Genomic DNA, 23,755 nt, shown 5'->3' with positions numbered 1-23,755 from the left:
GACGCGGTGCCGCGTTCGATGGCGGCGATGTAGCAAAGCTCTTTGTGTGTGTCCAGCGTGTGACGGAAAAATTCTTCGGCTTTTTTGAAATTGCGCGCCGGCGTGCTATTCGAAGGCTCTATTCAAAAGCACCATTCATTAAATCGCCGGAGGTTCCTCATGCCGCCCACCAAATTTGGCGTTGGCCAAGCTGTGCGTCGCAAGGAGGACCAGTCCTTCATCACCGGTACGGGCCGTTATGTCGATGACGAGCAGCGTTCCGGCGCGCTGAGGGCTTATGTTCTGCGCTCTCCCTATGCCCATGCCCGTTTCAGCATCGGCGATCTTTCCGACGCCGCGGCGATGCCGGGCGTAAGGCTGATTCTGACGGCGGCCGATCTCGACGGGCTCGGCGATCTGCCCTGCCTGGCCTTGATGAAGAATGCCGACGGCTCGCCGCAGCGTCCGCAGCCCTATCCGCTGCTGGCGCGAGACGTGGTACGTCATGTCGGCGATGCGGTGGCGTTCGTGGTCGCCGATTCGCTCACCGAGGCCCGCGATGCCGCCGAGGCGATTCCGGTCGATTACGAATCGCTGGACGCCATCGTCGGCTCGGTTGCTGCCCTCGAGCCCGACGCGCCGCTGGTCTGGCCGGAGCATGGTTCGAACCTCGCCTTCGACGCTCAGATCGGCAACGCCAAGAAAGTGGCCAAGGCCTTCGACAAGGCAGCCCGCGTGGTATCCCTGGACGTCGTCAACAATCGTCTCGTCGCCAACTACATGGAAACCCGCGGTTGCCTCGCCGAATGGGACGGTGCGCGCTTCACCCTCACGGTGGGCAGCCAGGGCGTGCATTCCATCCGCGATACGCTCGCCAACCATGTCTTCAAGGTGAAGCCCGACAGGGTGCATGTGAAGACCGGCGATGTCGGCGGCGGCTTCGGCACAAAGGCCTTCATGTATCGCGAATATCCGCTCTCGCTGGAGGCGGCGCGCCGCCTCGGCAAGCCGGTGAAGTGGTTTGCCGACCGCGCGGAGCATTTCCTCGCCGACACCCAGGGCCGCGACAATATCAGCCGTATCGAGGCGGCGCTGGACCGGCGGTCGCGCATCCTGGCGGTCAAGATTGATATCATCGGCGATCTCGGCGCCTATCTTTCGCAGTTCGGACCTTTCATTCCCTGGCTCGGCGCCCTGATGGCGACCGGTGCCTATGCGATCGGCGCCATGGACGTCAGGGTGCGCGGCGTCTTCACCAACACGCTGCCCGTCGATGCCTATCGCGGCGCCGGCCGGCCGGAGGCCGCCTATCTCATCGAGCGGCTGATGGACGCCATTGCCTTCGAGACCGGGCTTTCCGTCGACGAGGTGCGCGCGCGCAACTTCGTCAAGCCGGAACAGATGCCGTTCAAGGCGCCGACCGGCCGCACCTATGATTCGGGCGAGTTCGAGGGCCATATGCGCAAGGCCATGGAGGTCGCCGGCTGGGGCGATTTCAAGGGCCGCTGGCAGGCCTCGAAGAAGGCGGGCAAGTTCCGCGGCATCGGCATGTCCACCTATATCGAGGCCTGTGCCGACGGGCCCAAGGAAGCCGCCAGCGTCACGCTCGAAAAGGACGGTACCGCCACCGTGCTGATCGGAACGCAGACCAACGGGCAGGGTCACCTGACGGCCTACGCCCAGTTCGTTTCGCAATATCTCGATCTGCCGCTGGAACGCATCAACGTGATCCAGGGCGATTCCGACCGGATCAAAACCGGCGGCGGCACCGGCGGCTCGCGCTCGATCCCGGTGGGCGGCGCGTCCGTGGCCCGGGCCAGCCAGACCCTGGCGGAGAAACTGAAGACGCTCGCCTCCGACGAACTCGAGGCCGGCATCGCCGATCTCGAAATCGTCGACGGCCGCGTGCGGGTGGTCGGCACCGACAAGGCCATCGACTTTGCCGCGCTCGCCCGTCTGCCCAAGGCTACGCCCGATCTGCTCAGCGCCGAGACCGACTATCAGCCCGGCGAGGCGACCTATCCGAACGGCACGCATATCTGCGAGGTGGAGATCGATCCGCAGACCGGTGTCACCGATATCCTCGGCTACACCATCGTCGACGATTTCGGCATGGTGGTGAACCCGCTGCTGCTGGAAGGCCAGGTGCATGGCGGCGTGGTGCAGGGCATCGGCCAGGCCTTGCTGGAGCGCACGGTCTATTCGGAAGACGGCCAGTTGCTCACGGCATCGCTCACCGACTATGCCCTGCCGCGAGCCGACGATCTGCCCTTCATCCATTTCGAGACGCGCAACATTCCCTGCAAGAACAACCCGCTCGGCATCAAGGGAGCCGGTGAGGCCGGCACCATCGGCGCCGCGCCGGCGGTGATGAATGCGGTGATCGATGCCCTCAGGCGCGGCGTCGGGGTCACCAAGCTCGACATGCCGGCGACCCCTGAAGTGGTGTGGCGCACGATCCAGGAGGCGCAGAACCGCAAGCTGGCGGCCGAATAGGCCTCGCGCGGCTGCAGTGTCGGACCCGACTTCAATAGGGGGAGCCGACGCTGCAAGCCACGATTGTCGCAGCGTTTTGCTGAAAACCGCCATCTGTTCTTCGGCGCCCTTCGTGACTGCCATCCCCTGCTTTTCAGGGGGAGGCTGGCTCGGACGCCTTGGGCCAATAGGTGCCGAAAGCCCAGATATTGCCTTCCGGATCGCGGCAGATGAATTCCCGGCTGCCATAGTGGCGGTCGACGGGTTCTTCCTCGATCTTTGCCCCGGCGGCCTTGGCGCGCTCATAGGCGGCGTCGGCATCGTCGACGGCGACATAGATCGATTTGCCGCCACCCGATCCCGGCGAACCGACGATCTTGCAGAAATTATCGTCGCGTGCCGTGCCGAGCATGATCATCGAGGAGCCGAGGGCAAGCTGGGCGTGATCGACGACATCGCCAGTGCCGTAGCAGGCGTGCAAGGTGAAGCCGAAGGCTTCCTGCAGCCAGTCGATCATGGCCCGCGCGTCGGCATAGCGCAGGGCGGGGTAGAGGCGGGGAGCTTCGGTCGTCGATAGCGGCATGGGGCATGTCTCCGTTGTGAACCGGAGCGGACTGTGGCCGCATGGCGACGGGCCGTCTTGAAGAAATGTTACGCATCCATGCGCCAGGCCGTCGGCGGACAGCCCGCCAGCAAGGAGAATTCGCGGGTGAGGTGGGCCTGATCGGCATAGCCGCAGGCAGCCGCGATATCGGCCCATCCGGCCGCCGTGCCCCTGGCGGCAAGGGCCTGCGCGGCATTGAAGCGGATGATGCGGGAGACGGATTTTGGAGCCAGCCCGATCTCCTCACGGAAGCTTGCGACCAGGCGCCGACGGCTCCAGTCGAGCTTTTCCGCCAGGGTGCCGATACGGACGTCTCCGCCCTTGCGCATGAGCTGGCAGAACGCCCAGTGGATGGCGGGATTGGCAGGCGAGGCGTGGCCGAGGCGCATCCCGACGAAATGCTCGGCGAGATCGAGGCGCGCTTCCCAGGAATTGAGGTCGGCAAGCCGCCGGGCGAACTGGCTGATGCCGCGGTCGGCGAGGTCATCCACGGTGACCATGCGGTCGGCCAACTCGCTCATCGGCAGCCCGAAGAACAGACGGCCGCCCAGCGGGGTGAAATTGATCTGGATACATGCGGCCGCACCATCCGAATCCATGATGATGGGGCCTGCGAACAGGCCGGCGGCAAAGCTGCCATAGCTCTCCGCGAGAGTTGGGGCCCTGCCGAGACCGATGCGGAACGGGCTGCCGAAATTGACGATCAGCGGCACGGCCAGCGAAGCAGCCTCGGTGAGCCCCCGCATGGCAACGCCGTTCTCCCGATAGCCGTAGATCCCGCTGACCAGCGTGGTCAGGTGCGGGGTCGGAGGTCGGTGCCAAAAGGCAGGTTCGCCCCGGCTGTCATGTCCATGCCCCATCGCGAATCCCAGTCAGGTCCCATTCTTTGTCGTGATCCCGGCAGGCTAGGACCTCAAACATAAGCCAATCGGGCCTGCAGCGGGAGTCTCCGTCACCCTGTGACAGGATGGACATGGGTTTGATCCGGCCTCTGCTTCATCAAAGAGCTTTTCTCCCACGCGGCTTGGCCCTATTGTCCGCCAGAACAAACAATCGTTCGTCATAACAAACGAAAGGCTGGCAATGAGTGGGTCGGACAAGCGGGGTGAACTCGATGCGGGCGCCGTTGCGCTATCGGGGCAGCTCGGCAAGACGGTCCAGCGTCTGCGCAAGGCCTATAATCTCTCGCTGTCGGAGCTGGCCGAGCAGTCGGGCGTGGCCAAGTCGATCATCAGCCAGATCGAGCGCAACGAAACCAACCCCACTCTGGCGACGATCTGGCGTCTGTCTCAGGCCCTCGACGTTTCGATCGAGCGAGTGCTGGGTTCGAGCGAGGACGAGCCCTTCATCGAAAAGACCACGCGGGTCGATACGCCCGTGATCATTTCCGACGACGGCAAGTGCCGCCTGGCGGTGGTCGGCTGGCTGAAGACCGTGGAATGGCTGCAATGGTATGATTTTCGAGCCGAGCCAGGCGGGGTGCTCGAAAGCGATGCCCATCAGCGCGGCTCTGTCGAATGCCTGTCGATCCTCGCCGGCGTGGTCGAGGTCGACGTGGCCGGCGTGCGCGAACGGGCGGAGCCCGGCGAGACGCTGCGCTATCGCTGCGACCGGCAGCATGCCATCCGCGTGGTCGGCGACGAGCCCGTCCACGCCACCATGGTCTGCTTCATGAAGGCGGCTCTCATGGAGTAGGGGCCGCGCCCGCCCACAGAGAGCTTGGCGTGATACGGGCTTGCCGATCGGTGCCCTGTTCTTTTCGCGTGGCCGTCCGGCGCTCGATCAGCACGGAATCGCCGAATTCGTGGGCGCGATAGTTCCAGGCTTCCAGCATCAGCGACACGCGGTCGAGCGTTAGGTCGTCAGCAAAGGCGCGCAGCAGTTCGAAATGGCTTTCGCCCGGCTGATGGACGCCGCTGAGAATGGCATCGACAAGACGAAGCCTCGTTTCCGGGCCGATCCGACCCTGCGCCACGCCGTCGCCGGCCCGGAGGCCACCGGCTGCCGAGGCGGCATGTTCGAGGGCTCGCACGACGCTGGTCCCGATGGCGATCACCCGTCCACCGGCCGCCTTCGTGCGGGCGATCGCGGCTGCCGTCGCTGCCGGGATGCGATAGGGCTCGTCGAAGGGGAGGCTCAGATCCATCACCGCATCGCCCGTCGAGGAAATGCCGGCGGCGTGCGTCAGGCTGGCAAACCCAACGCCGCGCCGTCGCCAGGCGGCGATCATGCGCCAATCGAGCGCGAAACCGGCCGAAGGCGGTTCGAACGCCAATGGCTCGGCAGCGATCGCCGTCCACATGTCCCAAAGCGCCAGGGGGGCTGGTACATGGGCATATTGGATGGGTCGCCCGTGGCGTGCCAGGCCGGCGAGGATTTGATCCGTCGGACCGGAAAAGCGCAGCGAGACCAGGCGTGGATAGCCGTGCAGGCGCTCGATCTCGGCTGTCAGCGGGCCAAGCTCGAGCTTGTCGCCGGCGAGGAGTTGCGGTGGCGCGGGACGATCTTCCGTGCGCAGGCGGTGGTCGCCCGCCCCGAAGACGACCGCCACGAAACGGCTGGGATCGCCGGCAGATACCCAGGCGGCAAGCCGAACCTCGATCGGCCTGCCGCTGCCGGCATGGAGGCCGGCAAGGCTGGCGGGCAGGGTGGCCGCATCGTTAGCGACAAGGAGGTCGCCGGGGCTGAACAGCAGGGACAGGGCACTGCGCGGCAAATGGCGGATCTTGCCGGTGCTGGAGACGGCGAGCAGCCGCGCGGCGCCCGGCTCGGGATTGTCGGCGGCAATCATGGCCGAATCCCTGCGGTCAGGGCGAGGCGCGGTTGACCAAGGCCCAGGCTGCGGAGGATGTCGGCTGCCGCTTCCTCCGGGCGCTTGAGCGCGGATCGGTCGGCCTCCGGCACGGCTTGAGCGTGCAGGGGGGTGTCCATGTCGCCGGGATCGATGGCAAGGAAGCGCACGCCTTCTTCGCGTGCTTCCTCGGCCCAGATGGCGGTGAGATGCTGAAGCGCGGCCTTGCTGGCGCCATAGGCGCCCCAGCCGGCATAGGCGTTGACGGCCGCGTCGCTGGTGATGTTGACCACGGCCGCGTCACGCCCCTGCCGCGCCGAGGCCGCGAGGGCGCCGAACAGGGCCTTGGTCAGGCGGAAAGGGCCGACCAGATTGACGGCGAGAGCTTCTTCCAGCTCTTCGCATTGCGTATCGGCCAGCAAGGCGAGCGGCACCGGCCCAAGGCTGGAGGCATTGTTGACGAGGAGGTCAAGGCCGCTGAGGTTGCCGGTGATCTGCAGGGCGATGGCATGGATATCGGCCTTGCATCCGACGTCGCCGACAATGCCGAGCGCACCGGTTTCCACGCCCACGCGCTCGACGGCTTCCCTGGTGCGAGCAACGAAGGTGACCTGTGCGCCTCGCTCTGTCAGCGCCCGCACGAGGGCTAGCCCAAGCCCGGAGGTGCCGCCGGTTACGGCTGCCCGCAAGCCCTTGAGATCGCTATGAACGCTCATTGATCAACACTCCCTGAATCACTCAGGGAGTGTTGATAGAAGTTCAAGTGAACTTTAAGTCAAGCGGCAAATCGAGATAGGGGTTAGATCGGTCCCAGGACGTCACGACCTCGGGAGAATGGCAATGGCGGTTCGATCCGGCAAATTTCTCGGGGAAATCAATTTTCCAGGCCGAGTTCGAGCTGTTCGCCGTCAGACGGTTCCTCCGAAGCGAAACCCGATAGGGTGACGCCGAGCAGGCGTATGCCCTTCGCCGGCGGGAACACGCTGCGGATGAGGTCCAGGCTGACGGATCGCAGGCTTTCCTGGGTGTGCACCGGTGCGGTCAGGGTACGGCTGCGGGTGGCCTGCTGGAAATCGGCATATTTGATCTTCACCGTCACGGTCCGGCCGAAGGCCTGGGTCTTCTCGCACCAGGCCCAGACCTCGTCGGCCATGGCGAGGACGCCGGCCTCGATATCCTCGGGCGTCGTCAGATCCTCGGAGAACGTCGTCTCCGAGCCGGAGGATTTGCGCGGGCGGTCCGGCTCCACCGGCCGATCGTCCTCGCCCCGTGCGATCGCATGATACCAGGCCCCGGCCTTGCCGAAATGGCGGACGAGATCCTCCAGGGACTGTGCCTTGAGGTCGGCGCCGGTGACGATGCCGAGCCGGTTCATCTTCTCAGCGGTGACCGGGCCGACACCGTGGAACTTGGCCACCGGCAATGTCTCCACGAAAGCCGGTCCCATGGCGGGGGTGATGACGAACTGCCCGTTGGGCTTGCGGTGATCGGAGGCGAGCTTGGCCAGGAACTTGTTGTAGGAAATGCCGGCCGAGGCGGTGAGGCCGGTTTCCTCGAGAATGCGGGTGCGGATGGCCTGTGCCGTCGCCGCCGCGCTGGGCAGGCCCTGCAAATTTGCGGTGACGTCGAGATAGGCCTCGTCCAGCGAAAGAGGCTCGATCAGCGGCGTGAACTCGGCGAAAACGGCGTGGATCTGGCGCGAGACGGCGCGATAGACCTCGAAGCGCGGCCTGACGAAGATGAGATCGGGGCAGTTGCGCAGCGCGGTCGAGGAAGGCATGGCGGAGCGCACGCCGAAGGCTCGCGCCTCATAGCTCGCCGCCGCGACCACGCCGCGCCGTTCCGAATAGCCCACGGCCAGCGGCCGTCCGCGCAACGAGGGATCGTCGCGCTGCTCGACGGAGGCGTAGAAGGCATCCATGTCGATATGGATGATCTTGCGGACAGGGGCGGACATCGAGACAGTCTATACCAGTGGTCGCGATGTTTGACTCGCGCGTCATTGCGAGCGCAGCGAAGCAATCGAGTGTCCGAGGGGCGCCACTCGTGCCTCTGGATTGCTTCGCTGCGCCCGCAATGACGGTGCAGGCGGCAATAGCGATGATGGGGAGTGTGGTTGAGGTCCAGCCTGCGTTCTTATGTCTGATTTCAAGAATGGTGGCTGGCTCAAAACTCTTTCGCCAGCAGGGCGAAACTCTCTTTGACATAATGGGCGAGAGGACGGGTCGCCTCGCTCTGCTTCCATTTCTCCAGGGCTAGGCGCAGGGTACCCATGGCTACCATCGCCACCAGCCGAAGCCCGTCCCGCCGTTCGGGGGAGGGCCAGAGCTCGCACATCGCTTCCAGTAGGATGCGCTCGGTCTCGACGAAACCAGCCTCTTTGCGCGCGCGCAGGGCTTCGGTCGATTGCATCAGGCGATCGAAAACGATGGACTCCTTGGTCTCGCGCCGAGATGCAAGTTTGACGAGGCAGTTCTGCACGGCGACCAGAGGGCGCTCCTCGGCGGATTCTTCGAGCATGGCCGGCCCGAGCGCCTCGCGGAAGCCGCCGTCATGTGCGGCCAGCAGCACATCCTCCTTCGATTTGAAATAGTAGAAGAAGGTTCGGCGCGAGATACCCGCCGCCTGCGCGATCGCCTCGAGCGTCGTGCCTTCATAGCCGTGTTTCACGAACAGTTTCAGGCCTTCTTCGACGATGCGCTCGGACGTCTCGCGCCGCTTGCGCTCCCGCAGGCCCCGCGGCTTTGGTGAGACGTCTTCCATACCAAACGGCTCCATCGCTACCTCTTGCAAAATTACACTGAGTGCAATAAAAAATCGCACTCAGTGTAATTTTTATAGCGATATTGATGACATGTCTCAAGCAATGACTGGGGTTCGCTACGGCGTCTTTCGCCAAGGCAGTGCTGGCGTGCAGACCGGCCTTCACCGGCGCGATGGAGGATTTATCCCTTGCTGCATGATGTCGTGATTGCCGGCGCGGGGCCGGTCGGCCTGTTCCTGGCCTGTGAACTGCGCCTTGCGGATCTGTCCGTGCTGGTGCTGGAGCAGAACGAAGATTCGCAGTCCCCCCTGAAGCGGCTTCCCTTCGGCTTGAGGGGCCTGTCGGTGCCAACAGCCGAAGCTTTCTACCGTCGCGGCTTGCTGGACGAGATCGCGTCTTCGCAGCCCGCCAAAGAGGGTTCAGGCCGCGGCGCCCAGGCCGCCGCCCATTGGATGCAGCAACCTCGCCGTCCCGGCGGACATTTTGCTGGCATCCAGTTCTTTCATGACAATATCGTTGCTTCGAAGTGGCCCTACCGCCTGCCGAATCCGGCTGGGTCCGGCCTTGCGGTCACGATGGAGCATCTCGAAGCCGTCCTGGCCGCGCACGCCCATGCCATGGGCGTGGAGATCAGGCGGGGCCTCGGTGTCGAGGGCTTCGATCAGTCGGGGGAAGACGTGAGCATTCGTGCCGGCGCCTCGACGTTTCGCGGGCGCTGGCTGGTCGGTTGCGACGGGGGCCGCAGCATTGTGCGCAAGGCCGGCGGCTTTGGGTTCGCCGGTACCGATCCCGAATTCACCGGCTATTCCGTCGACGTCGAAATGGCCGATCCGGACAGGCTCAACCCGGGCCGCCACTACACGCCGACGGGCATGTATACCTATTCACCGCCCGGTACGATCGCGATGGTCGATTTCGATGGCGGGGCTTTTCATCGAACCCAGGCGGTCACGCTCGACCATGTCCAGGCGGTGCTTCGCCATGTCACCGGCATCGATGTCGCTCTGACGGCTCTCAAGCTCGCCGCGACGTGGACGGATCGCGCCTATCAGGCGACGGCCTATCGCAAGGGGCGTGTGCTGCTTGCCGGCGATGCCGCACATATTCATTCCCCGCTGGGCGGCCAGGGGCTCAATCTCGGGCTTGGCGATGCGATGAATCTCGGCTGGAAGCTGGCCGCCACGATCCGAGGCAGCGCCCCGGACGGCCTGCTCGACAGCTATTTCGAGGAGCGGCATCCGGTGGGCGCGCGGATCCTCGACTGGTCCCGCGCCCAGGTTGCCATCATGCGGCCGACCGCCAGTACGCGCGCGCTCGAAGCCATCATTCGAGACCTCATGGAGACGCGGGACGGCGCGACCTATTTTGCCGAGCGGGTGTGGGGTGTGTCTCTGCGCTACGATCTCGGCGACAGCCATCCACTGGTGGGCCGCAGCGCGCCCGACTTCGAGTTGGGCGGCGGCACGAGGCTTGCCCAGCTCCTCAGGACGGGCAAAGGCATCTTCCTCGATTTCGACGCCCGGCCGCACTGGCAGGCCCTTCTGTCACGCTGGAGCGACCGCATCAGCTATGTCGGCGGTGACGCCGACGACCGGCTCGGCCTGAGTGCCTTGCTGGTACGCCCGGATGGCGTCGTCGCCTGGGCCAGCGAAACCGGCCAGGACCCAGAGGAAGCCTCCACGGCCCTGGGGCGGTGGTTCGGCAGGCCCAGCGAGGCATGACGTTTCTTCCGGCGCTATGTGTCGAACGGCCTCAGATCCGCGAATAGAGGCTCTCGGCGTGCTCATGCTCGTTCAGCACCAGCTTGTGCTCGGCCGGGGGATGGGCACGCTGTCCGCAGTCGAGACGCGGGCAGATGCGGCAGCCCACGCCGATGGGCACGGCCTGGCCGGCATTGGAAACATCCATGCCGTCGGAATAGACCATCTCGGCCGCATGCGAGATGTGGCAGCCAAGGCCGATCGAAAGATGGCGCCTGGGCGCGTTATGGCGATGGCCCCCTTTCGTCAACGACTTTGCAATGCAGAAATAGCGCGTGCCTTCCGGCATCTGGCTGATCTGGATGTTGATCTGCCCCGGCAGCAGGAAGGCGGCATAAACGTTCCAGCGCGGGCAGGCGCCGGAATGGCGGGGGATGTGGATGCCCGAAAGCGAGAAGCGCTTGGAGATGTTACCGGCGATATCGGTGCGGATCAGGTGTAGCGGGATGCCGCTGGCCCCGGGGCGCTGCAGCGTGGTCATGCGGTGGCAGACCTGCTCGAAGCTGGTCTTGAAGCGCCGGGCGATCCTGTCGATGTCGTAGCGCGTCTCCCGGCAGGCGGTGAGGAAGGGCTGATAGGGCATGATCACCGCGCCGGCGAAATAGGCGGCAAGGGCGTGGCGAGCCAGGGCCGGGGCATCGGCGGGCAAGGCGCTTTCGGTGATGAGATGCTCGATCTCGCGCGAGGCGGCGAGCAGGCCGAGGCGGTGGGCGGCCGTGAAGGTGGCGCTCTCGGGCGAGAGCACGTCGGCGGTCTCGAAGGTCTCCTCGTCGCGGCCGAGGCGCCCGGCAAGGCCCTGGGGCAGGGGAGCGAGCCGCCACTGCACGCCGAACACGTTGGAGAGGTAGAGCTTGAGGCCGTGCTCGAAGGAATCGGAGAGATTGTCGATCTCGCCGCGAATGCGCTCGGCTTGCGCTTCCAGGGCCGGGAAGTAGTTGGCATTGGCCTGCAGGAAGTCCGAAACCGCATCGGTGGCGACGTGGTAGCCCGCCTCCTGGGCCGAGGTGGCGCTTTGATTGGCATTGCGCAGCGAACGGAAGCGGTCGAACAGATGCACGATGGCCCGGCCGATCTGCGGGTTGGAGCTGGCGAGATCGCGCACATCCTGATTGGTGACGTCGCTGTCGGCGAAGAGATCGTCGCCGAACAGCTCCATGAGGTCTCCGGCCAGCCGCGAATCGTCGTTCTCGGCGAGCTCGGTGGCGTCGACACCGAAATAGCTTGCCGTCTTCAACAGCAACGGCACCGTCATGCGCCGGCGGTTGTGCTCGATCAGGTTGAGATAGCTCGCGGAAATGCCGAGCGAGCTGGCAAGTTGGGCCTGCGAAATCCGGCTCTGCCGGCGCAACCTCTGAATCTTGCCGCCGATGCGCGGATCGGCCTCTTGCATGGCACCTGTCATGGTTCGTTCCCGGTCTTGTCACCTTGTAAATTTTTACAAGATTTACAACATTACAAAATTTTCTTTACAGCGATTTTCCGGTTAACGCCCCGGAAATGCGATACGTCTTGCTTTATTGCGCCGCGGTGTCAATCATTGACTTAACACGAAACGCGGTACGGAGGAACGTGTTATGGACCAGATGCGCCAGAGCAACGATCACGACGAATTCATCACCATCATCGGCGCCAGCATGGCCGAGATCAACGCCGAGTACCACGCTCAGGGCCTGGCGGATCGGGACTTCTCGATCGTGCACAAGATCGGCCGGCATCGCTTCACCCGCGTGGGCGGCGGCGCTTCCGAACACATGTTCGACGGCCAGTCGATGATCGCCGCCACCTTTACCCGGACGCGCCGCAACTGATGCCGGCCCGAACCGCGGCCCCCTTTTGGAGGCATCTGGAATGTCGATCTTCGATCGACACTCTCGGAAACGCGGCAGGAAATTGTCGATCTGAAGATCGGCACTCAATCAGTCAATCTCTTTACACGTCGACACGTTAGGAAGTTTGTGATGCTCGATACCCAGAAGAACCGCCCCGCCGAGACCTTCCCCGCCCCGGAATGGGCGCCGGATCGCTGGCGCAACGTCCGCCGCAACTACACGCCGCGCGACGTGGAGCGGCTCGCCGGGTCGCTGCCGATCCGCCATACGCTGGCCGAGAATGGCGCCAGGCGCCTGTGGGAACTCCTGCACAAGCGCGACTATGTCCCGACGCTCGGCACCTTCACCGGCAACCAGGCGGTGCAGCAGGTCAAGGCCGGGCTCGAGGCGATCTATCTGTCCGGCTGGCAGGTGGCGGCGGATGCCAATAGCTCGGGCAACATGTATCCCGACCAGAGCCTCTATCCCGTCGACAGCGTGCCCTCCGTCGTGCGCCGCATCAACAAGGCCCTGCAGCGCGCAGACCAGATCCAGACCATGGAGCGCGTCGACGGCAAGGGCGGTGAGCAGCTCGATTATTTCGTGCCTGTGATCGCCGATGCCGAAGCCGGCTTTGGCGGCCAGCTCAACGCCTATGAACTGATGAAGGCGATGATCGAGGCGGGCGCCGCCGCGGTGCATTTCGAGGACCAGCTGGCTTCGGAAAAGAAGTGCGGCCATCTCGGCGGCAAGGTGCTGGTGCCGACGCGCACCTTCATCAAGACGCTGAACGCGGCACGCCTCGCGGCCGACGTGATGGGCGTGCCGACCTTGATCATGGCCCGTACCGATGCCGAGGCAGCGCGCCTGATCACCTCCGATGTCGATGAGGCCGACCGGCCCTTCATCACCGGGGAGCGTACGCCGGAAGGCTTCTATGTGCTCAAGGGCGGCTTCGAGGCGGCGATCGCCCGCGGCATTGCCTATGCGCCCTATGCCGATCTGATCTGGTGCGAGACCTCGACGCCGAGCCTGGCCGACGCCAAGCGCTTCGCCGAAGCCGTGCGCAAGGTCCATCCGGACCAGATGCTGGCCTATAACTGCTCGCCCTCGTTCAACTGGGCCAAGCATATGGATCCGGCGGCGATGAAGGCGTTCCAGCGCGAACTGGGTGCGATGGGCTACAAGTACCAGTTCATCACGCTGGCTGGCTTCCACAACACCAGCTACACCACCTTCGATCTCGCCCGCCGCTACAAGCAGGATGGCATGGCCGCCTATTCGCAGCTCCAACAGGCCGAGTTCGCCGCCGAGGCCGACGGCTTCACTGCGACGCGCCACCAGCGCGAGGTCGGCACCTCCTATTTCGACGCCATCGCCACCATCCTTGGCGAGGGCCAGAGCTCGACCACGGCGATGGAACATTCGACCGAGACGGCGCAGTTCTGAGGCGACACTCACTTCCCGATATCGTGATGGCCCTTCCCGCGACAGCGGGGAGGGTCGTTTCTTTTCGGGTGCGCGGGCATCCTGCCCGCTCCTGGAAACGCGGCGCACCTTGGAAGGAAAGAACGGGCAAGATGCCTATGGGCGTTACCTTTGCGAGCGGAAGGCGCACGAAAAGCGGCGCGCCCATCTCCTCGGCTCGATCAAGTGATGGAGGGGGATCGGCATCTTCTTGCGGGCAAGTCTGGCGTTTCCAAGATGGTCGATCTGGAGATCGACCCACCGGACGCTCGCCTCTCGCCCGCAAAGCAAGCGCGTATGGGCAAGATGCCTTTGCGCCCGGAGATTACGGTTCTCCCGCCTCGAAACTCGCGCGGTTGATGCCGTATTTCGTCAACTTGTCGTAGAAGGTCTTGCGGGGGATGCCGAGGGTTTCGAGGCTGGCCCGTACATCGCCCTTGTGCCGGGTCAGCGCCTCGCGGATGAGGTCGGCCTCGTAGCGCTCCAGCCGCTCGGGCAGCGAGGTGCCTTCACCCAAGCCCGAGGCCGGGGCATTTGTTCCGGCCGCGGCGAGGTCGATTTCGGCCAGCCCCAGCGCCATGCGCTCGGCGAAATGCACGATCTCGCGCACATTGCCCGGCCAATCATGGGTGGCGAGATGGTGGCGCACGGCCGGCGTCAGCATCGGTACTTCGCGCTGGAAGCGCCGGCAGGCCCGGTCGAGATAGACGGCAAACAGCAGGGGCACGTCCTCCCGCCGTTCGCGCACGGGTGGAATGCGCAGCGTCACCACATTGAGGCGGTGGAACAGGTCTTCGCGGAAGCTGGCCCTGTGCGCCGGAGAGCCGAGATCGCTCTTGGCGGCGGCGACTACGCGCAGATCCACCTGCCGAGCCGTGTTGGAGCCGAGCGGCGTGATCTCGCGCTGCTCGAGCACGCGCAGCAGGCGGGCCTGGGCGCTGAGCGGCATGCTCTCGATCTCGTCCAGGAACAGCGTGCCGCCGCTGGAATGCTCGATCAGCCCGACCCTTTTCTTCAGCGCGCCGGTAAAGGCGCCGCTCTCATGTCCGAACAGTTCGCTTTCCAGCACCGTTTCGGGCAGGGCGCCGCAATTGAGCGCGACAAAACGCCCGCTGCGCCGGCGGCCGAGATGATGGAGCTGGTCGGCCACCAATTCCTTGCCGGTGCCGGTTTCGCCCACGATCATCACGTCGACATCGGCATCGGCCACCGCCTTCAGCGTTTCGCGCAGACGCTCCATCGCGGGAGCGTCGCCGAGCAAAGGCGAGGGGGCGTTGGCCTCTGCCGCCGCCTGGCGCAGGCGCCGGTTCTCCATCACCAGAGCCCGCTTTTCGGTGGCGCGTTTCACGCTCTGGATCAGCCTGTCGGAGGCGAAGGGCTTGGGCAGGAAATCATAGGCCCCTTCGCGCATCGCTTCGACGGCGGTGGCAATGTCACCATGCCCGGTGATCATGATCACCGGCAGGTCGGGATCGCGGGCGCGCAGGGTGCGGAACAATTCCATGCCGTCGACGCGCGGCATGCGCAGATCGGTGATCACCACGCCCGGAAAGCGTTCGTCGATGGCCTTGAGGGCTTCGACGGCGGATTCGAACAGGAACGGCTCGAAGCCGGCAAGCCGCAGTGTCTGCGCATTGGCGTCGCGCAGGACGGCATCGTCGTCGACGAAGGCAACGGGCAAGGGGGAGCCGGCAGTCATGGCGTGCGCATCTCCGGCAGAAGGCTGACGGGAGACGGCGGCCGAACGAGGTGGAATATCGAAGTGTTGCTCATGCCGTTCATCCTTCTTTCTCCGCCCGCTTCAGGGTGATCAGGAAACGACAGCCTTGGCCCGGCTGGCTTTCCACCTCCAGGCGGCCGCCGAATTCCTCGACGATGTCCTTTGAAATCACCAGCCCGAGACCGAGCCCGCCGGGCTTGGTGGTGGTGAAGGGCGTGAAGAGATGGGCCGTCACCTCGGGCGCAAGGCCGGGGCCATTGTCGGACACGGTGAGACGGACCAGGTCTCCTTCGCCAGCGATGCCGATATGGATGGCCTGGACGGCTCGTCCTTCCAGGGCTTCGAGGGCGTTCTGCAGGAGATTGACCAGCACCTGCTCGAGCCGCACGCGATTGGCCGCCACCCTCAGATCGTCCGCAACAGGATCGACGTCGATCTCCGCCCCCTGGCGCCGGGCCCGGATACCGACCAGCAGCAGCGCACCGTCGAGCACGTCGCGCAGGGCGACCGGCCCGACATCGCCGCTGGCCTTGCGGGCGAAGCTTCGCAGTTGCGCGATGATGTCGGCGATCTTTTCGGTCAGCCCGGCAATGGTCGCCAGGTTCTGGCGGGCTGGCACCGGCTCGCTGCGGTCGAGAAAGATCGCGGCATTGTCGGCGAAACTGCGGATGGCGGCGACCGGCTGGTTCACCTCATGGGCGAGGCCTGCCGTGATCTGGCCGAGGATCGCGAGGCGATTGGCCTGGGTGAGTTCATCTCGCGCGGTCTGCAGCTTGGCCTCGACCTTGCGGCGCTCGTCGATCTCGGCGGAGAGGAGAGCATTGCTCTGGCTGAGGTCGAGCGTGCGAGCCTCGACGCGATGCTCGAGTTCGATCTGGGCTTCGGTGAGTTCGGCCGTGCGCGCGATCGCCCGCTGGCGCCGGTGCAGGAGTATGCCGAGCAGGACCAGCGTGGCTCCGACCACCGCGAAGGTGATGGAGCGCAAGGTCGCGGCGCCGGCGGCAAGCGCGCGCGCGGCCGGCTCCAGCAGATGCAGCTGCCAACTGGTCGTAGGCACCTTGCTCGCGCTGGCGAGGTGCAGCCCGCTGCCGCGCAGAGAGACGAAGTCTGCGCCCGGCGTCGATGCCTGGCTGCGCCGGATCGGCAAGACTGTCAGCGGCGAATCGCCGAACTGTAGAGAGGAGCGGATCCTTGCTGCTTCTTCGGCGGCGATCGGGGCCTGCGCCATGAAGCGCCATTCCGGCTGGCTGGTCAGCAGCACGATGCCGCGGGGGTCGGTGACGTAGACGATGGCGCCCGAGCGATGCCAATCCTCCTCGACAGAGAAGAACTCCACCTTGACCACGATGACGCCCTGCATGCCGCCTGGGCCGTCGATGCGACGGGCAATGTAGAGGCCCGGCCGCTGGCTGACGGTACCAAGGGCGAAATGCTCGGTGTCTCCCTTGGCCACGGCTTCGGTGAAATAGGGACGAAAGGCATAATTGGTGCCGACGAAGCTGATGTCCTCCTTCCAGTTGGAAGAGGCGATCGCCAGGCCCGTGCGGTCGATCAGGTAGATCACGGCCGAGCGCGCGCCGGCATTCAGGCTTTCGAGCTTGGCGTTCATGGCTCCGATACGAGCCGCATCCGGCGAGCTCAGGGTGGCGAGCACATCGGGATCGCGCGACAGCACCAGCGAGAGCGTGCGCTGCTTTTCCAGCTCGCTGCGCAGTACGGCGATATCCAGCGTGGCACTGCCGGCAGCCTGAGCACGGAGTGCCTCGGCGGCCTGGCGTGTGCCGTAATTGCCGGCAAGCCAGACGGCGAGCGCCAGGCTCGCCAGGCTGAGCGCGGCAAAAACCAGCCATTCGATCCGCCGCTTTCGCCGTCTTTGCGCAGCCCCGCTCATCGATTTTTTCGCCATCCTTCGCGGCCAAGCATGTGCGGAAATCCGCACAGGAGCAAGGCCGATGTGCGGGGCTTCGCTCAAAAGGCTTGGCGCCGCCCAATGGGCGCGAGCCACGAAATCGAGCAATATCAATAGCTTGATTGTTGGCACGGGATTTGCTGATCATAAGGCAGCCGCTGGCAGAAAGCGGCGTCGAGGAAACCCTTTGGGCCAGGCCGCTTGCCGGGGCCCCATGGAGGAACAGATGATCTCCCTCAGCGAGATGCCCAAGGCGGAGGCTCCGCGCAAGCGCCCCTTCTATGCAAACCTCTACTTCCAGGTCCTTGTCGCGATCGCGCTGGGGATTTTGCTCGGTCATTTCTATCCCGATCTCGGCAAGTCCCTGAAGCCGCTGGGCGACGCCTTCATCAAGCTGGTGAAGATGGTGATCACCCCGGTGATCGCGCTGACCGTGATCACGGGCATTGCCGGCATGAGCGATCTCAAGAAGCTCGGCCGCGTCGTCGGCAAGGCCTTCATCTACTTCCTGACTTTCTCCACCCTGGCTTTGATCATCGGGCTTCTGGTCGGCAATATCGTGCAGCCGGGCGCCGGCTTGAACGTCAATCCGGCTACACTGGATCCCAAGGCGGTGGCCGATTATGCCGCCAAGGCGCATGACCAGACCATCACCGGCTTCCTGATGAACATCATCCCCAGCAACCCGATCAGCGCGCTGGCGGGCGGAGACGTGCTGCAGGTGCTGTTCTTCTCGGTGGTGTTCGGTATCGCGCTGGCCCAGATCGGCAGTGCAGCCGAACCGCTGCTGGTCGTGCTGAACTCGATCTCGCGCGGCATGTTCCGGCTGGTCGCCATCCTGATGAAGGCCGCGCCCATCGGCGCCTTCGGGGCCATGGCCTTCACCATCGGTGCCTATGGCATTGGTTCGATCGCCAATCTCCTGATGCTGATCGGCACCTTCTACCTGACCTCTTTGCTTTTCGTGCTGGTCGTGCTCGGGGCAGTCGCCTGGTACAATGGCTTCTCGATCCTTGCTCTGATCCGCTACATCAAGGAAGAGCTCCTGCTGGTCCTCGGCACCTCCTCCTCCGAGGCCGCGCTGCCCAGCCTGATGGACAAGATGGAGCGGGCCGGCTGCCGCAAATCGGTGGTGGGTATCGTCATCCCCACCGGCTATTCCTTCAACCTCGACGGCACCAATATCTACATGACCCTGGCCGCTTTGTTCATCGCGCAGGCCACCGGCATCCAGCTTGGCTGGGGCGAGCAGATCCTGCTGCTCCTGGTTGCCATGCTGAGCTCGAAGGGCGCGGCCGGCATCACGGGCGCCGGATTCATCACCCTGGCGGCGACGCTGGCCGTGGTGCCCTCCGTTCCGGTTGCCGGCATGGCCCTCATCCTCGGCATCGACCGCTTCATGTCCGAATGCCGGGCCCTCACCAATCTGGTCGGCAATGCTGTCGCCACCATCGTGGTGGCCCGGTGGGAGGGCGAACTCGACAAGGACCAGCTCGCGGCCGCGCTGAGCGGTGACGACGCGCCGCAAACGGTAGCCGCGGCGGCCTGAGGCCCATCGACTGGCGAGACGAGAGAGGGGCGGACCGCCGGTCCGCCCCTTCTTTTATCATGATGCCGCTGCGCGCGTTTCCCGCACGCGCCGTCGTCAGACCTGCAATTCCAGATCGGCGGTGACGGGCACGGCGTCACTGCGGTCGGGACCTGCTTCATACCCGCGAACACGCAGGCTGCCCTGGCGGGCATTGGCTTCGACGGCAAGCCGGGTGATGGCATTGCGCAAGGGCGGTTCCACCCAGGCAAAGGGTGCCATCGCCCGGCCGGCATGAGAGGCGATGGCCAGGCGGCGGCTGGGACTGTCGCTTTCGGAGGCCATGCCGTTGTTCCAGCCAGGCGCATTGGTCCAATCGTTGGCGGCGGCCACCGGGCCGGTTTGCGTAACGAAGGCTTCCGGCCGGCGCTCGATCACGCAGGTCTCGGCCGGCGAAAGACCCGTCAGGGTGAAGATCGTTTCGGCTGCGAGCGGTATGCGTTCCATGAGATCCCGCGCTGTAGCGAAATCGGGAGCCTCTTCGAAGATGCGGCGGAGCAGATGCATGGGAGGCATCAGCCCGCGCCGCAAGCCGGACAGATCCGGCACGATCGCGCCGCTGGCGCTCGCCGTGCCGGCCGGCGCCGGGCCCTTATTGATGGAGGCCGCAAAGCGGCCGGGCGCCAAGGCCGTCAGCACGCCCACGGCCCCCGGCCAGGTCACGTTGAGGAATTCCCCGGCGGGGCCGCGTTGCCGGACGATTTCGACGAAACGGCCAAGGCCGTCGAAATCCCAATCGAGCGTCCGCAGCAGGCGGGCACCGCGTCCGTCCGGCGCCGCCGCCGCCAGCGTGGTGCAGCCCCATTCATAGGCGGCGTTGATCAGGAAGGCGCCCGGCATCGGCAGGAGCGCTGCGATGGCTTCGATCTCGCCGACATAGGGGGAGGGACTGGCAAGCAGCCAGGCATGAGCGGCGGCGTCGAGTGCGGTCACCCTGCCATGCGCTTCTGCCGGCATTGAAATCAAACAAGACCGCAGCAGCGCCCGCACCGTATCTCTGCGAGCCTGGGCGTGTGCGACCGGGCCGCTGTCGCGCGCATCGAAGATGGGAATGGGCGGCAACAGGGCTGCAGGGCCTTTCTGCAAGCCGGCGCGAGGAAAGGGGATGATGCTCATTGCCGAGCTCCCGCCTGAAGAAGTTCCGCGAAATTATCGAAGCTTTGCGATGTATTGTCACCCGCCAAGATGATGGCCGTGGCTTTACGTAGCGCTCATCCCTCACCGGGCCCTGTGCCTTCTCCGATCGACATGTTCTCGTTCCGAAGAGCTTCCGGATGGTTTTTCACTTGGTAAAGCGTGTTTGCCGCTGGAGGTTGACGTAAAAACCGAGTGTTACAGGAACGCAACAACCTTGCTGAATTGAGACACGCATGTGACGCAAACACGATGAAACGGCGGCGCTGCCCGTTACGGAGCATTGAATATTCTGGTACGAAGAATCATGAGTTCGAATGAGCCATCCACAAGAAGCACTTACTTGCTTGTGGTCTGACAAAAGCAATAGACAGCTGAGGTTACTCAGCCGGACCTGCCGTAGCGGCGGGTGATGATATGGGGGAACGAATGCCAAGAAAGACCCAACTCGCATTCCTGCTCATGGCCGGCGTTTCGCTGACGGCGAGCCAGGCCTACGCCGGCTCCTTCGCATTGCGCGAGCAGAGCACGATTGGCCTCGGCCAGGGTTTTGCTGGCGTGGCGGCCGGCTCGGGCGGTCTCAGCTCCATGTATTGGAACCCGGCGACGATGACCGCCATTCCCGGCTGGCAGTCGCAGTGGTCGGTGAGCGGCATCTTCCCTCAGGCTGAAATCACGCCGACTTTCGTCGGTTTGCCGGCTCCTTTGTGGCGGGGTACCAGCACGGGCGACATCGCTCAGGACGGCATCCTGGCGGCGGGCTATACCTCCTACCAGGTCAATGACCGGCTCTGGATCGGCCTTGCCACCAACACGCCCTTCGGCCTGGTCACCAAGAACCCCTTCAATTCGCCGGGACAGGTCTACGCCCGTACCTCAAAGGTGATTTCCTTCGACGTCAATCCGACCATCGCCTACAAGGTGACGGATTGGCTGTCGGTCGGTCTCGGCTTTCAGGCCATGTATTTCAAGACGCGTCTGACGCAAGCCGTAGGCGTCCTGCCCAATGCTCGGACGGCGACCCTCGAGGGCGATAGCTGGGGCTATGGTTTCACGGCCGGTGTGACGATTACGCCGATCGAAGGAACCGAGATCGGCATCGGCTATCGTTCTGCCGTAAAGCAGGACCTCGATGGTACCCTCCGGACGCCCCTTGCGCGCTTAGGCGTGAAGGCCGACCTGACTTTGCCGGATATGCTGACCGTCGGCATACGGCAGACAGTGACTCCCGACCTTACGCTTTCGGCCGGTTTCGAATGGACCAAATGGAGCGAATTTGGTGTAATTCCCGTCGTCGCGAAGGCAACCGGGACTCAGGTGACGACATTGCCGTTCAAATATGATGACGGCTACTACGTCTCTGTGGGCGGCGAGTATGCCTGGAGTCCCGAACTGACCCTACGCGCTGGCCTCGGCTATGAATGGTCACCGATTTCCGACTTCAATCGAGATCTGCGCTTGCCCGACAGCGACCGTATCCATGCCTCGATCGGCTTGGGTTACAAAGTCAACAACAAGCTTTCGGTGGATTTTGCTTATTCGCACCTGTTTGCTTTGAACGGCGACGTCAAGCTCAATGCCCGCAACCCCCACTATGTGGGACTGCCCTATTTCGGCAAAGTCGATGCTTCGGTCGATATTGTTTCGGCCAGCTTGACCTATCGCTGGGATGATCCGGGCGAACCTAACCAGCCGGGCATCTTCAAGTAAGGCGCCTTGCATTCAACAAAAAGCCTTCGCGCGGGTTTCGGCCGGCGCGAAGGCTTTTTCATGTTGTACATCCCCATCGTTCGACATCCGGCGCCCTTCCTCCCGTCGAGCGGGGAAGGGCGCTGGTCATGCCGCCGGGTGGGGTGGAACGCTCAGGCGCTCCAGGCCACCGTGGTCTGGCGCTGGTCGCCGAGCTTTTCGATGCCGAGCGTCATCACATTGCCGGGCTTGAGATAGCGCGGCGGCTTCATGCCCATGCCGACGCCGGGAGGCGTGCCGGTGGTGATGACGTCGCCGGGTTCCAGGATCAGGAACTGCGAGATATAGTGCACGATGTGGGCGACACCGAAGATCATCGTCTTGGTCGAGCCGGTCTGCACACGCTCGCCGTCCACATCGAGCCACATGGAAAGGTTCTGGACGTCGCCGACTTCGTCCGGCGTGACCAGCCAGGGGCCGAGCGGGCCGAAGGTCGGGCAGCCCTTGCCCTTCATCCATTGGCCGGAGCGCTCGATCTGGTAGGCGCGCTCTGAAACGTCGTTGCAGACGGCATAGCCGGCGACATAGGAAAGGGCATCCTTCTCCTCGACATAGGAGGCGCGGCTGCCGATGATGATGGCCAGCTCCACTTCCCAGTCCGTCTTTTCCGAACCGCGCGGAATAACGACGTCGTCATAGGGGCCGACCACGCAGGACGGCGCCTTGTTGAACAGCACCGGCTCCTTGGGCACCGGCAGATTGCTCTCGGCAGCGTGGTCGGCATAGTTCAGGCCCACCGCGATGAAATTGCCGGGCTGGGCGACGCAGGAGCCCAGGCGCGGATTGCCGGTTACTTCCGGCAGCGAGGCTGGCGCAAGGGCGGCGATCCGGGCCAAAGACTGCGGCGAGAGGGCATCGCCCTTCCAGTCGGCGACATGTGCCGACAAGTCCCTGATCTTGCCATCCGCATCGATCAGGCCGGGCTTTTCCGAGCCCGGCTTGCCATACCGTACCAGCTTCATATGTGGAGTCCTTTGGTCGAGAGCTGCGGCCCTTGAGGGCCGTCCTTGAAATCATCGATCATGAAGGCCGGTCTGCATCGGGCGAGCGCCCGCGACCGGCCGGGGCGGATCATGCCCGATGGAGGGGACCTATCGCAAGTATTGTCTGAGAAATGCGCGCGATTGTTTCCCGGGTGCGCGGACATCCTGCCCGCTCCCGGAGGGGGCGACCTTTGAGGAGGAAGGGCGGGCAGGATGCCCGCGTACCCGACAACGGAAAGCCCGCGCAGCTCGTGCTGCGCGGGCTCCATCAACGCTTCGCGAAGGATGTGCGGCTATCAGGCGGAGTGGCTGTCGCCGCCATTGCGAGCGGCGTTGCGCTCGGCCATGAAGCGGTCGAACTCTTCCTTGTCGCGCGCACGGCGCAGATTGGCGACGAATTCGGCGAAGGCACGGCCTTCTTCCTCCAGGCGCCGGCGTTCCTCTTCCAGGCGGCGCAGCGTCTCGCGGCGATAGTCGTCGAAAGCGGCATTGCCGGTGGCCGACCAGCCATGGCCGGCATGGCTGTGCTGATCACGGGTGAAGCCGGCAAACTCCGCCTTGGCCCGCTCGAAGCCTTCACGCACCTTTTCCCTGGGGAAGCGATCGCCCCAGATGAAATAGGCCAGCGCCGCCAGGCCAAGCGGCCACCAGATCAGAAAGCCGGCGATCACCGCCACGACATGAAGCGGATGCCAACGGCCGCGCGTAGAACAAGAGGTCATTATCCTCTCCCATGTTACAACCCAGCCCTCGACCAATTGGGGGCGGCGACGGGCGGCTTCAAGGGTACAAGCCGAAGTTGTGTCCGATTTAATCTTCAAGGCTCGCCGGGGCTGTCTTGTCCGCCCCTGTCGCAGAGCTGTGGCTGCATTGTCATAAAACCATGAACTGAATCGTGTTTGTGACAACCATGACGGGTCGTCGATCCCGCCGATGCCTGGAGCAGGGCGTGCCACGGCAGGCACCCGCCTTGATCCGGCATTCAGGCCCGAAGCTCGATCCGACGACAGGTCCGGGGCCGGTT

The 23,755-nt window shown here is 64.4% G+C and carries 19 protein-coding genes; 7 read left to right on the top strand and 12 right to left on the bottom strand.

Going from position 1 to position 23,755, the window contains the following annotated elements; genetic code table 11:
• Positions 1-159: 159 nt before the first annotated feature.
• Positions 160-2,475 carry a xanthine dehydrogenase family protein molybdopterin-binding subunit gene (locus J8I29_RS26390; RefSeq protein WP_209433934.1) on the top strand — a complete coding sequence of 772 codons (2,316 nt, stop codon included), beginning with the start codon at positions 160-162 and terminating at the stop codon, positions 2,473-2,475.
• A 133-nt stretch (positions 2,476-2,608) separates the two neighbouring features.
• On the opposite strand, the gene J8I29_RS26385 is transcribed toward J8I29_RS26390, so the two are convergent.
• Entirely contained in the window at positions 2,609-3,037 is a 429-nt protein-coding gene (locus J8I29_RS26385; RefSeq protein WP_209433933.1) for a VOC family protein, read from the bottom strand.
• Positions 3,038-3,105: 68 nt separating this feature from the next.
• Positions 3,106-3,918, bottom strand: coding sequence for a helix-turn-helix domain-containing protein (locus J8I29_RS26380; protein WP_245197394.1), 813 nt, complete (start codon positions 3,916-3,918; stop codon positions 3,106-3,108).
• Between the two features lie 223 nt (positions 3,919-4,141).
• Between J8I29_RS26380 and J8I29_RS26375 the strand changes: the two genes are divergently transcribed.
• Complete coding sequence (locus tag J8I29_RS26375) at positions 4,142-4,753, top strand: XRE family transcriptional regulator (protein WP_105862844.1); 612 nt, start codon at positions 4,142-4,144, stop codon at positions 4,751-4,753.
• Here J8I29_RS26375 and J8I29_RS26370 read toward each other — a convergent pair.
• From J8I29_RS26370 to J8I29_RS26355, 4 genes are all read right to left on the bottom strand, one after another.
• On the bottom strand, positions 4,743-5,849 hold the full coding sequence (locus tag J8I29_RS26370; RefSeq protein WP_209433932.1) for an S-adenosylmethionine:tRNA ribosyltransferase-isomerase: 1,107 nt from the start codon (positions 5,847-5,849) through the stop codon (positions 4,743-4,745). The genes J8I29_RS26375 and J8I29_RS26370 overlap by 11 nt on opposite strands.
• The gene (locus J8I29_RS26365) at positions 5,846-6,565 is read right to left on the bottom strand and encodes an SDR family oxidoreductase (RefSeq protein WP_209433931.1); all 720 of its coding nucleotides are present in this window, start codon (positions 6,563-6,565) and stop codon (positions 5,846-5,848) included. The genes J8I29_RS26370 and J8I29_RS26365 overlap by 4 nt, the downstream gene beginning before the upstream one ends.
• 158 nt (positions 6,566-6,723) lie before the next feature.
• The gene (dinB, locus tag J8I29_RS26360) at positions 6,724-7,806 is read right to left on the bottom strand and encodes a DNA polymerase IV (protein WP_209433930.1); all 1,083 of its coding nucleotides are present in this window, start codon (positions 7,804-7,806) and stop codon (positions 6,724-6,726) included.
• Positions 7,807-8,015: 209 nt separating this feature from the next.
• The gene (locus J8I29_RS26355) at positions 8,016-8,672 is read right to left on the bottom strand and encodes a helix-turn-helix domain-containing protein (RefSeq protein WP_348536176.1); all 657 of its coding nucleotides are present in this window, start codon (positions 8,670-8,672) and stop codon (positions 8,016-8,018) included.
• Positions 8,673-8,801: 129 nt separating this feature from the next.
• Here J8I29_RS26355 and J8I29_RS26350 point away from each other — a divergent pair, with 129 nt between their 5' ends.
• Positions 8,802-10,334: an FAD-dependent monooxygenase gene (locus J8I29_RS26350; RefSeq protein ID WP_209433929.1), complete on the top strand. Its 1,533-nt coding sequence runs from the start codon at positions 8,802-8,804 to the stop codon at positions 10,332-10,334.
• A gap of 31 nt (positions 10,335-10,365) precedes the next feature.
• Here J8I29_RS26350 and J8I29_RS26345 read toward each other — a convergent pair whose 3' ends face one another.
• Complete coding sequence (locus J8I29_RS26345; RefSeq protein ID WP_245197393.1) at positions 10,366-11,775, bottom strand: XRE family transcriptional regulator; 1,410 nt, start codon at positions 11,773-11,775, stop codon at positions 10,366-10,368.
• 172 nt (positions 11,776-11,947) lie between these two features.
• Here J8I29_RS26345 and J8I29_RS26340 point away from each other — a divergent pair, with 172 nt between their 5' ends.
• Both J8I29_RS26340 and aceA read left to right on the top strand, forming a co-directional pair.
• The gene (locus J8I29_RS26340; RefSeq protein ID WP_105862850.1) at positions 11,948-12,181 is read left to right on the top strand and encodes a hypothetical protein; all 234 of its coding nucleotides are present in this window, start codon (positions 11,948-11,950) and stop codon (positions 12,179-12,181) included.
• Between the two features lie 150 nt (positions 12,182-12,331).
• Positions 12,332-13,630: an isocitrate lyase gene (gene aceA / locus J8I29_RS26335; protein WP_209433928.1), complete on the top strand. Its 1,299-nt coding sequence runs from the start codon at positions 12,332-12,334 to the stop codon at positions 13,628-13,630.
• 343 nt (positions 13,631-13,973) lie between these two features.
• On the opposite strand, the gene J8I29_RS26330 is transcribed toward aceA, so the two are convergent.
• Both J8I29_RS26330 and J8I29_RS26325 read right to left on the bottom strand, forming a co-directional pair.
• Entirely contained in the window at positions 13,974-15,347 is a 1,374-nt protein-coding gene (locus J8I29_RS26330) for a sigma-54 dependent transcriptional regulator (protein WP_209433927.1), read from the bottom strand.
• A gap of 79 nt (positions 15,348-15,426) precedes the next feature.
• Entirely contained in the window at positions 15,427-17,259 is a 1,833-nt protein-coding gene (locus tag J8I29_RS26325; protein WP_245197392.1) for an ATP-binding protein, read from the bottom strand.
• Positions 17,260-17,503: 244 nt separating this feature from the next.
• Here J8I29_RS26325 and J8I29_RS26320 point away from each other — a divergent pair, with 244 nt between their 5' ends.
• Complete coding sequence (locus tag J8I29_RS26320) at positions 17,504-18,826, top strand: dicarboxylate/amino acid:cation symporter (RefSeq protein WP_245197391.1); 1,323 nt, start codon at positions 17,504-17,506, stop codon at positions 18,824-18,826.
• A gap of 96 nt (positions 18,827-18,922) precedes the next feature.
• On the opposite strand, the gene J8I29_RS26315 is transcribed toward J8I29_RS26320, so the two are convergent.
• The gene (locus J8I29_RS26315) at positions 18,923-19,798 is read right to left on the bottom strand and encodes a hypothetical protein (RefSeq protein WP_209433925.1); all 876 of its coding nucleotides are present in this window, start codon (positions 19,796-19,798) and stop codon (positions 18,923-18,925) included.
• 618 nt (positions 19,799-20,416) lie between these two features.
• Here J8I29_RS26315 and J8I29_RS26310 point away from each other — a divergent pair.
• Positions 20,417-21,709, top strand: coding sequence for an outer membrane protein transport protein (locus J8I29_RS26310; RefSeq protein WP_348536175.1), 1,293 nt, complete (start codon positions 20,417-20,419; stop codon positions 21,707-21,709).
• A 152-nt stretch (positions 21,710-21,861) separates the two neighbouring features.
• Here J8I29_RS26310 and J8I29_RS26305 read toward each other — a convergent pair whose 3' ends face one another.
• Positions 21,862-22,710 carry a fumarylacetoacetate hydrolase family protein gene (locus J8I29_RS26305; RefSeq protein ID WP_105862856.1) on the bottom strand — a complete coding sequence of 283 codons (849 nt, stop codon included), beginning with the start codon at positions 22,708-22,710 and terminating at the stop codon, positions 21,862-21,864.
• A 317-nt stretch (positions 22,711-23,027) separates the two neighbouring features.
• Positions 23,028-23,453, bottom strand: coding sequence for a DUF2852 domain-containing protein (locus J8I29_RS26300; RefSeq protein WP_209433924.1), 426 nt, complete (start codon positions 23,451-23,453; stop codon positions 23,028-23,030).
• Positions 23,454-23,755 lie beyond the last annotated feature (302 nt).

This window comes from Labrys sp. LIt4, assembly GCF_017813775.1.
GTDB classification, from domain to species: Bacteria; Pseudomonadota; Alphaproteobacteria; order Rhizobiales; family Labraceae; genus Labrys; species Labrys okinawensis_A.
This window is presented reverse-complemented; position numbering and strand designations above follow the sequence as displayed.

Coding starts and splice junctions, on each gene's coding strand:
- J8I29_RS26390 (WP_209433934.1), top strand. CDS start 160: ATGCCGCCCACCAAATTTGGCGTTGGCCAAGCTGTGCGTCGCAAGGAG.
- J8I29_RS26385 (WP_209433933.1), bottom strand. CDS start 3,037: ATGCCGCTATCGACGACCGAAGCTCCCCGCCTCTACCCCGCCCTGCGC.
- J8I29_RS26380 (WP_245197394.1), bottom strand. CDS start 3,918: ATGGGGCATGGACATGACAGCCGGGGCGAACCTGCCTTTTGGCACCGA.
- J8I29_RS26375 (WP_105862844.1), top strand. CDS start 4,142: ATGAGTGGGTCGGACAAGCGGGGTGAACTCGATGCGGGCGCCGTTGCG.
- J8I29_RS26370 (WP_209433932.1), bottom strand. CDS start 5,849: ATGATTGCCGCCGACAATCCCGAGCCGGGCGCCGCGCGGCTGCTCGCC.
- J8I29_RS26365 (WP_209433931.1), bottom strand. CDS start 6,565: ATGAGCGTTCATAGCGATCTCAAGGGCTTGCGGGCAGCCGTAACCGGC.
- dinB (WP_209433930.1), bottom strand. CDS start 7,806: ATGTCCGCCCCTGTCCGCAAGATCATCCATATCGACATGGATGCCTTC.
- J8I29_RS26345 (WP_245197393.1), bottom strand. CDS start 11,775: ATGACAGGTGCCATGCAAGAGGCCGATCCGCGCATCGGCGGCAAGATT.
- J8I29_RS26340 (WP_105862850.1), top strand. CDS start 11,948: ATGGACCAGATGCGCCAGAGCAACGATCACGACGAATTCATCACCATC.
- aceA (WP_209433928.1), top strand. CDS start 12,332: ATGCTCGATACCCAGAAGAACCGCCCCGCCGAGACCTTCCCCGCCCCG.
- J8I29_RS26330 (WP_209433927.1), bottom strand. CDS start 15,347: ATGACTGCCGGCTCCCCCTTGCCCGTTGCCTTCGTCGACGACGATGCC.
- J8I29_RS26325 (WP_245197392.1), bottom strand. CDS start 17,259: ATGAGCGGGGCTGCGCAAAGACGGCGAAAGCGGCGGATCGAATGGCTG.
- J8I29_RS26320 (WP_245197391.1), top strand. CDS start 17,504: ATGATCTCCCTCAGCGAGATGCCCAAGGCGGAGGCTCCGCGCAAGCGC.
- J8I29_RS26310 (WP_348536175.1), top strand. CDS start 20,417: ATGGGGGAACGAATGCCAAGAAAGACCCAACTCGCATTCCTGCTCATG.
- J8I29_RS26305 (WP_105862856.1), bottom strand. CDS start 22,710: ATGAAGCTGGTACGGTATGGCAAGCCGGGCTCGGAAAAGCCCGGCCTG.
- J8I29_RS26300 (WP_209433924.1), bottom strand. CDS start 23,453: ATGACCTCTTGTTCTACGCGCGGCCGTTGGCATCCGCTTCATGTCGTG.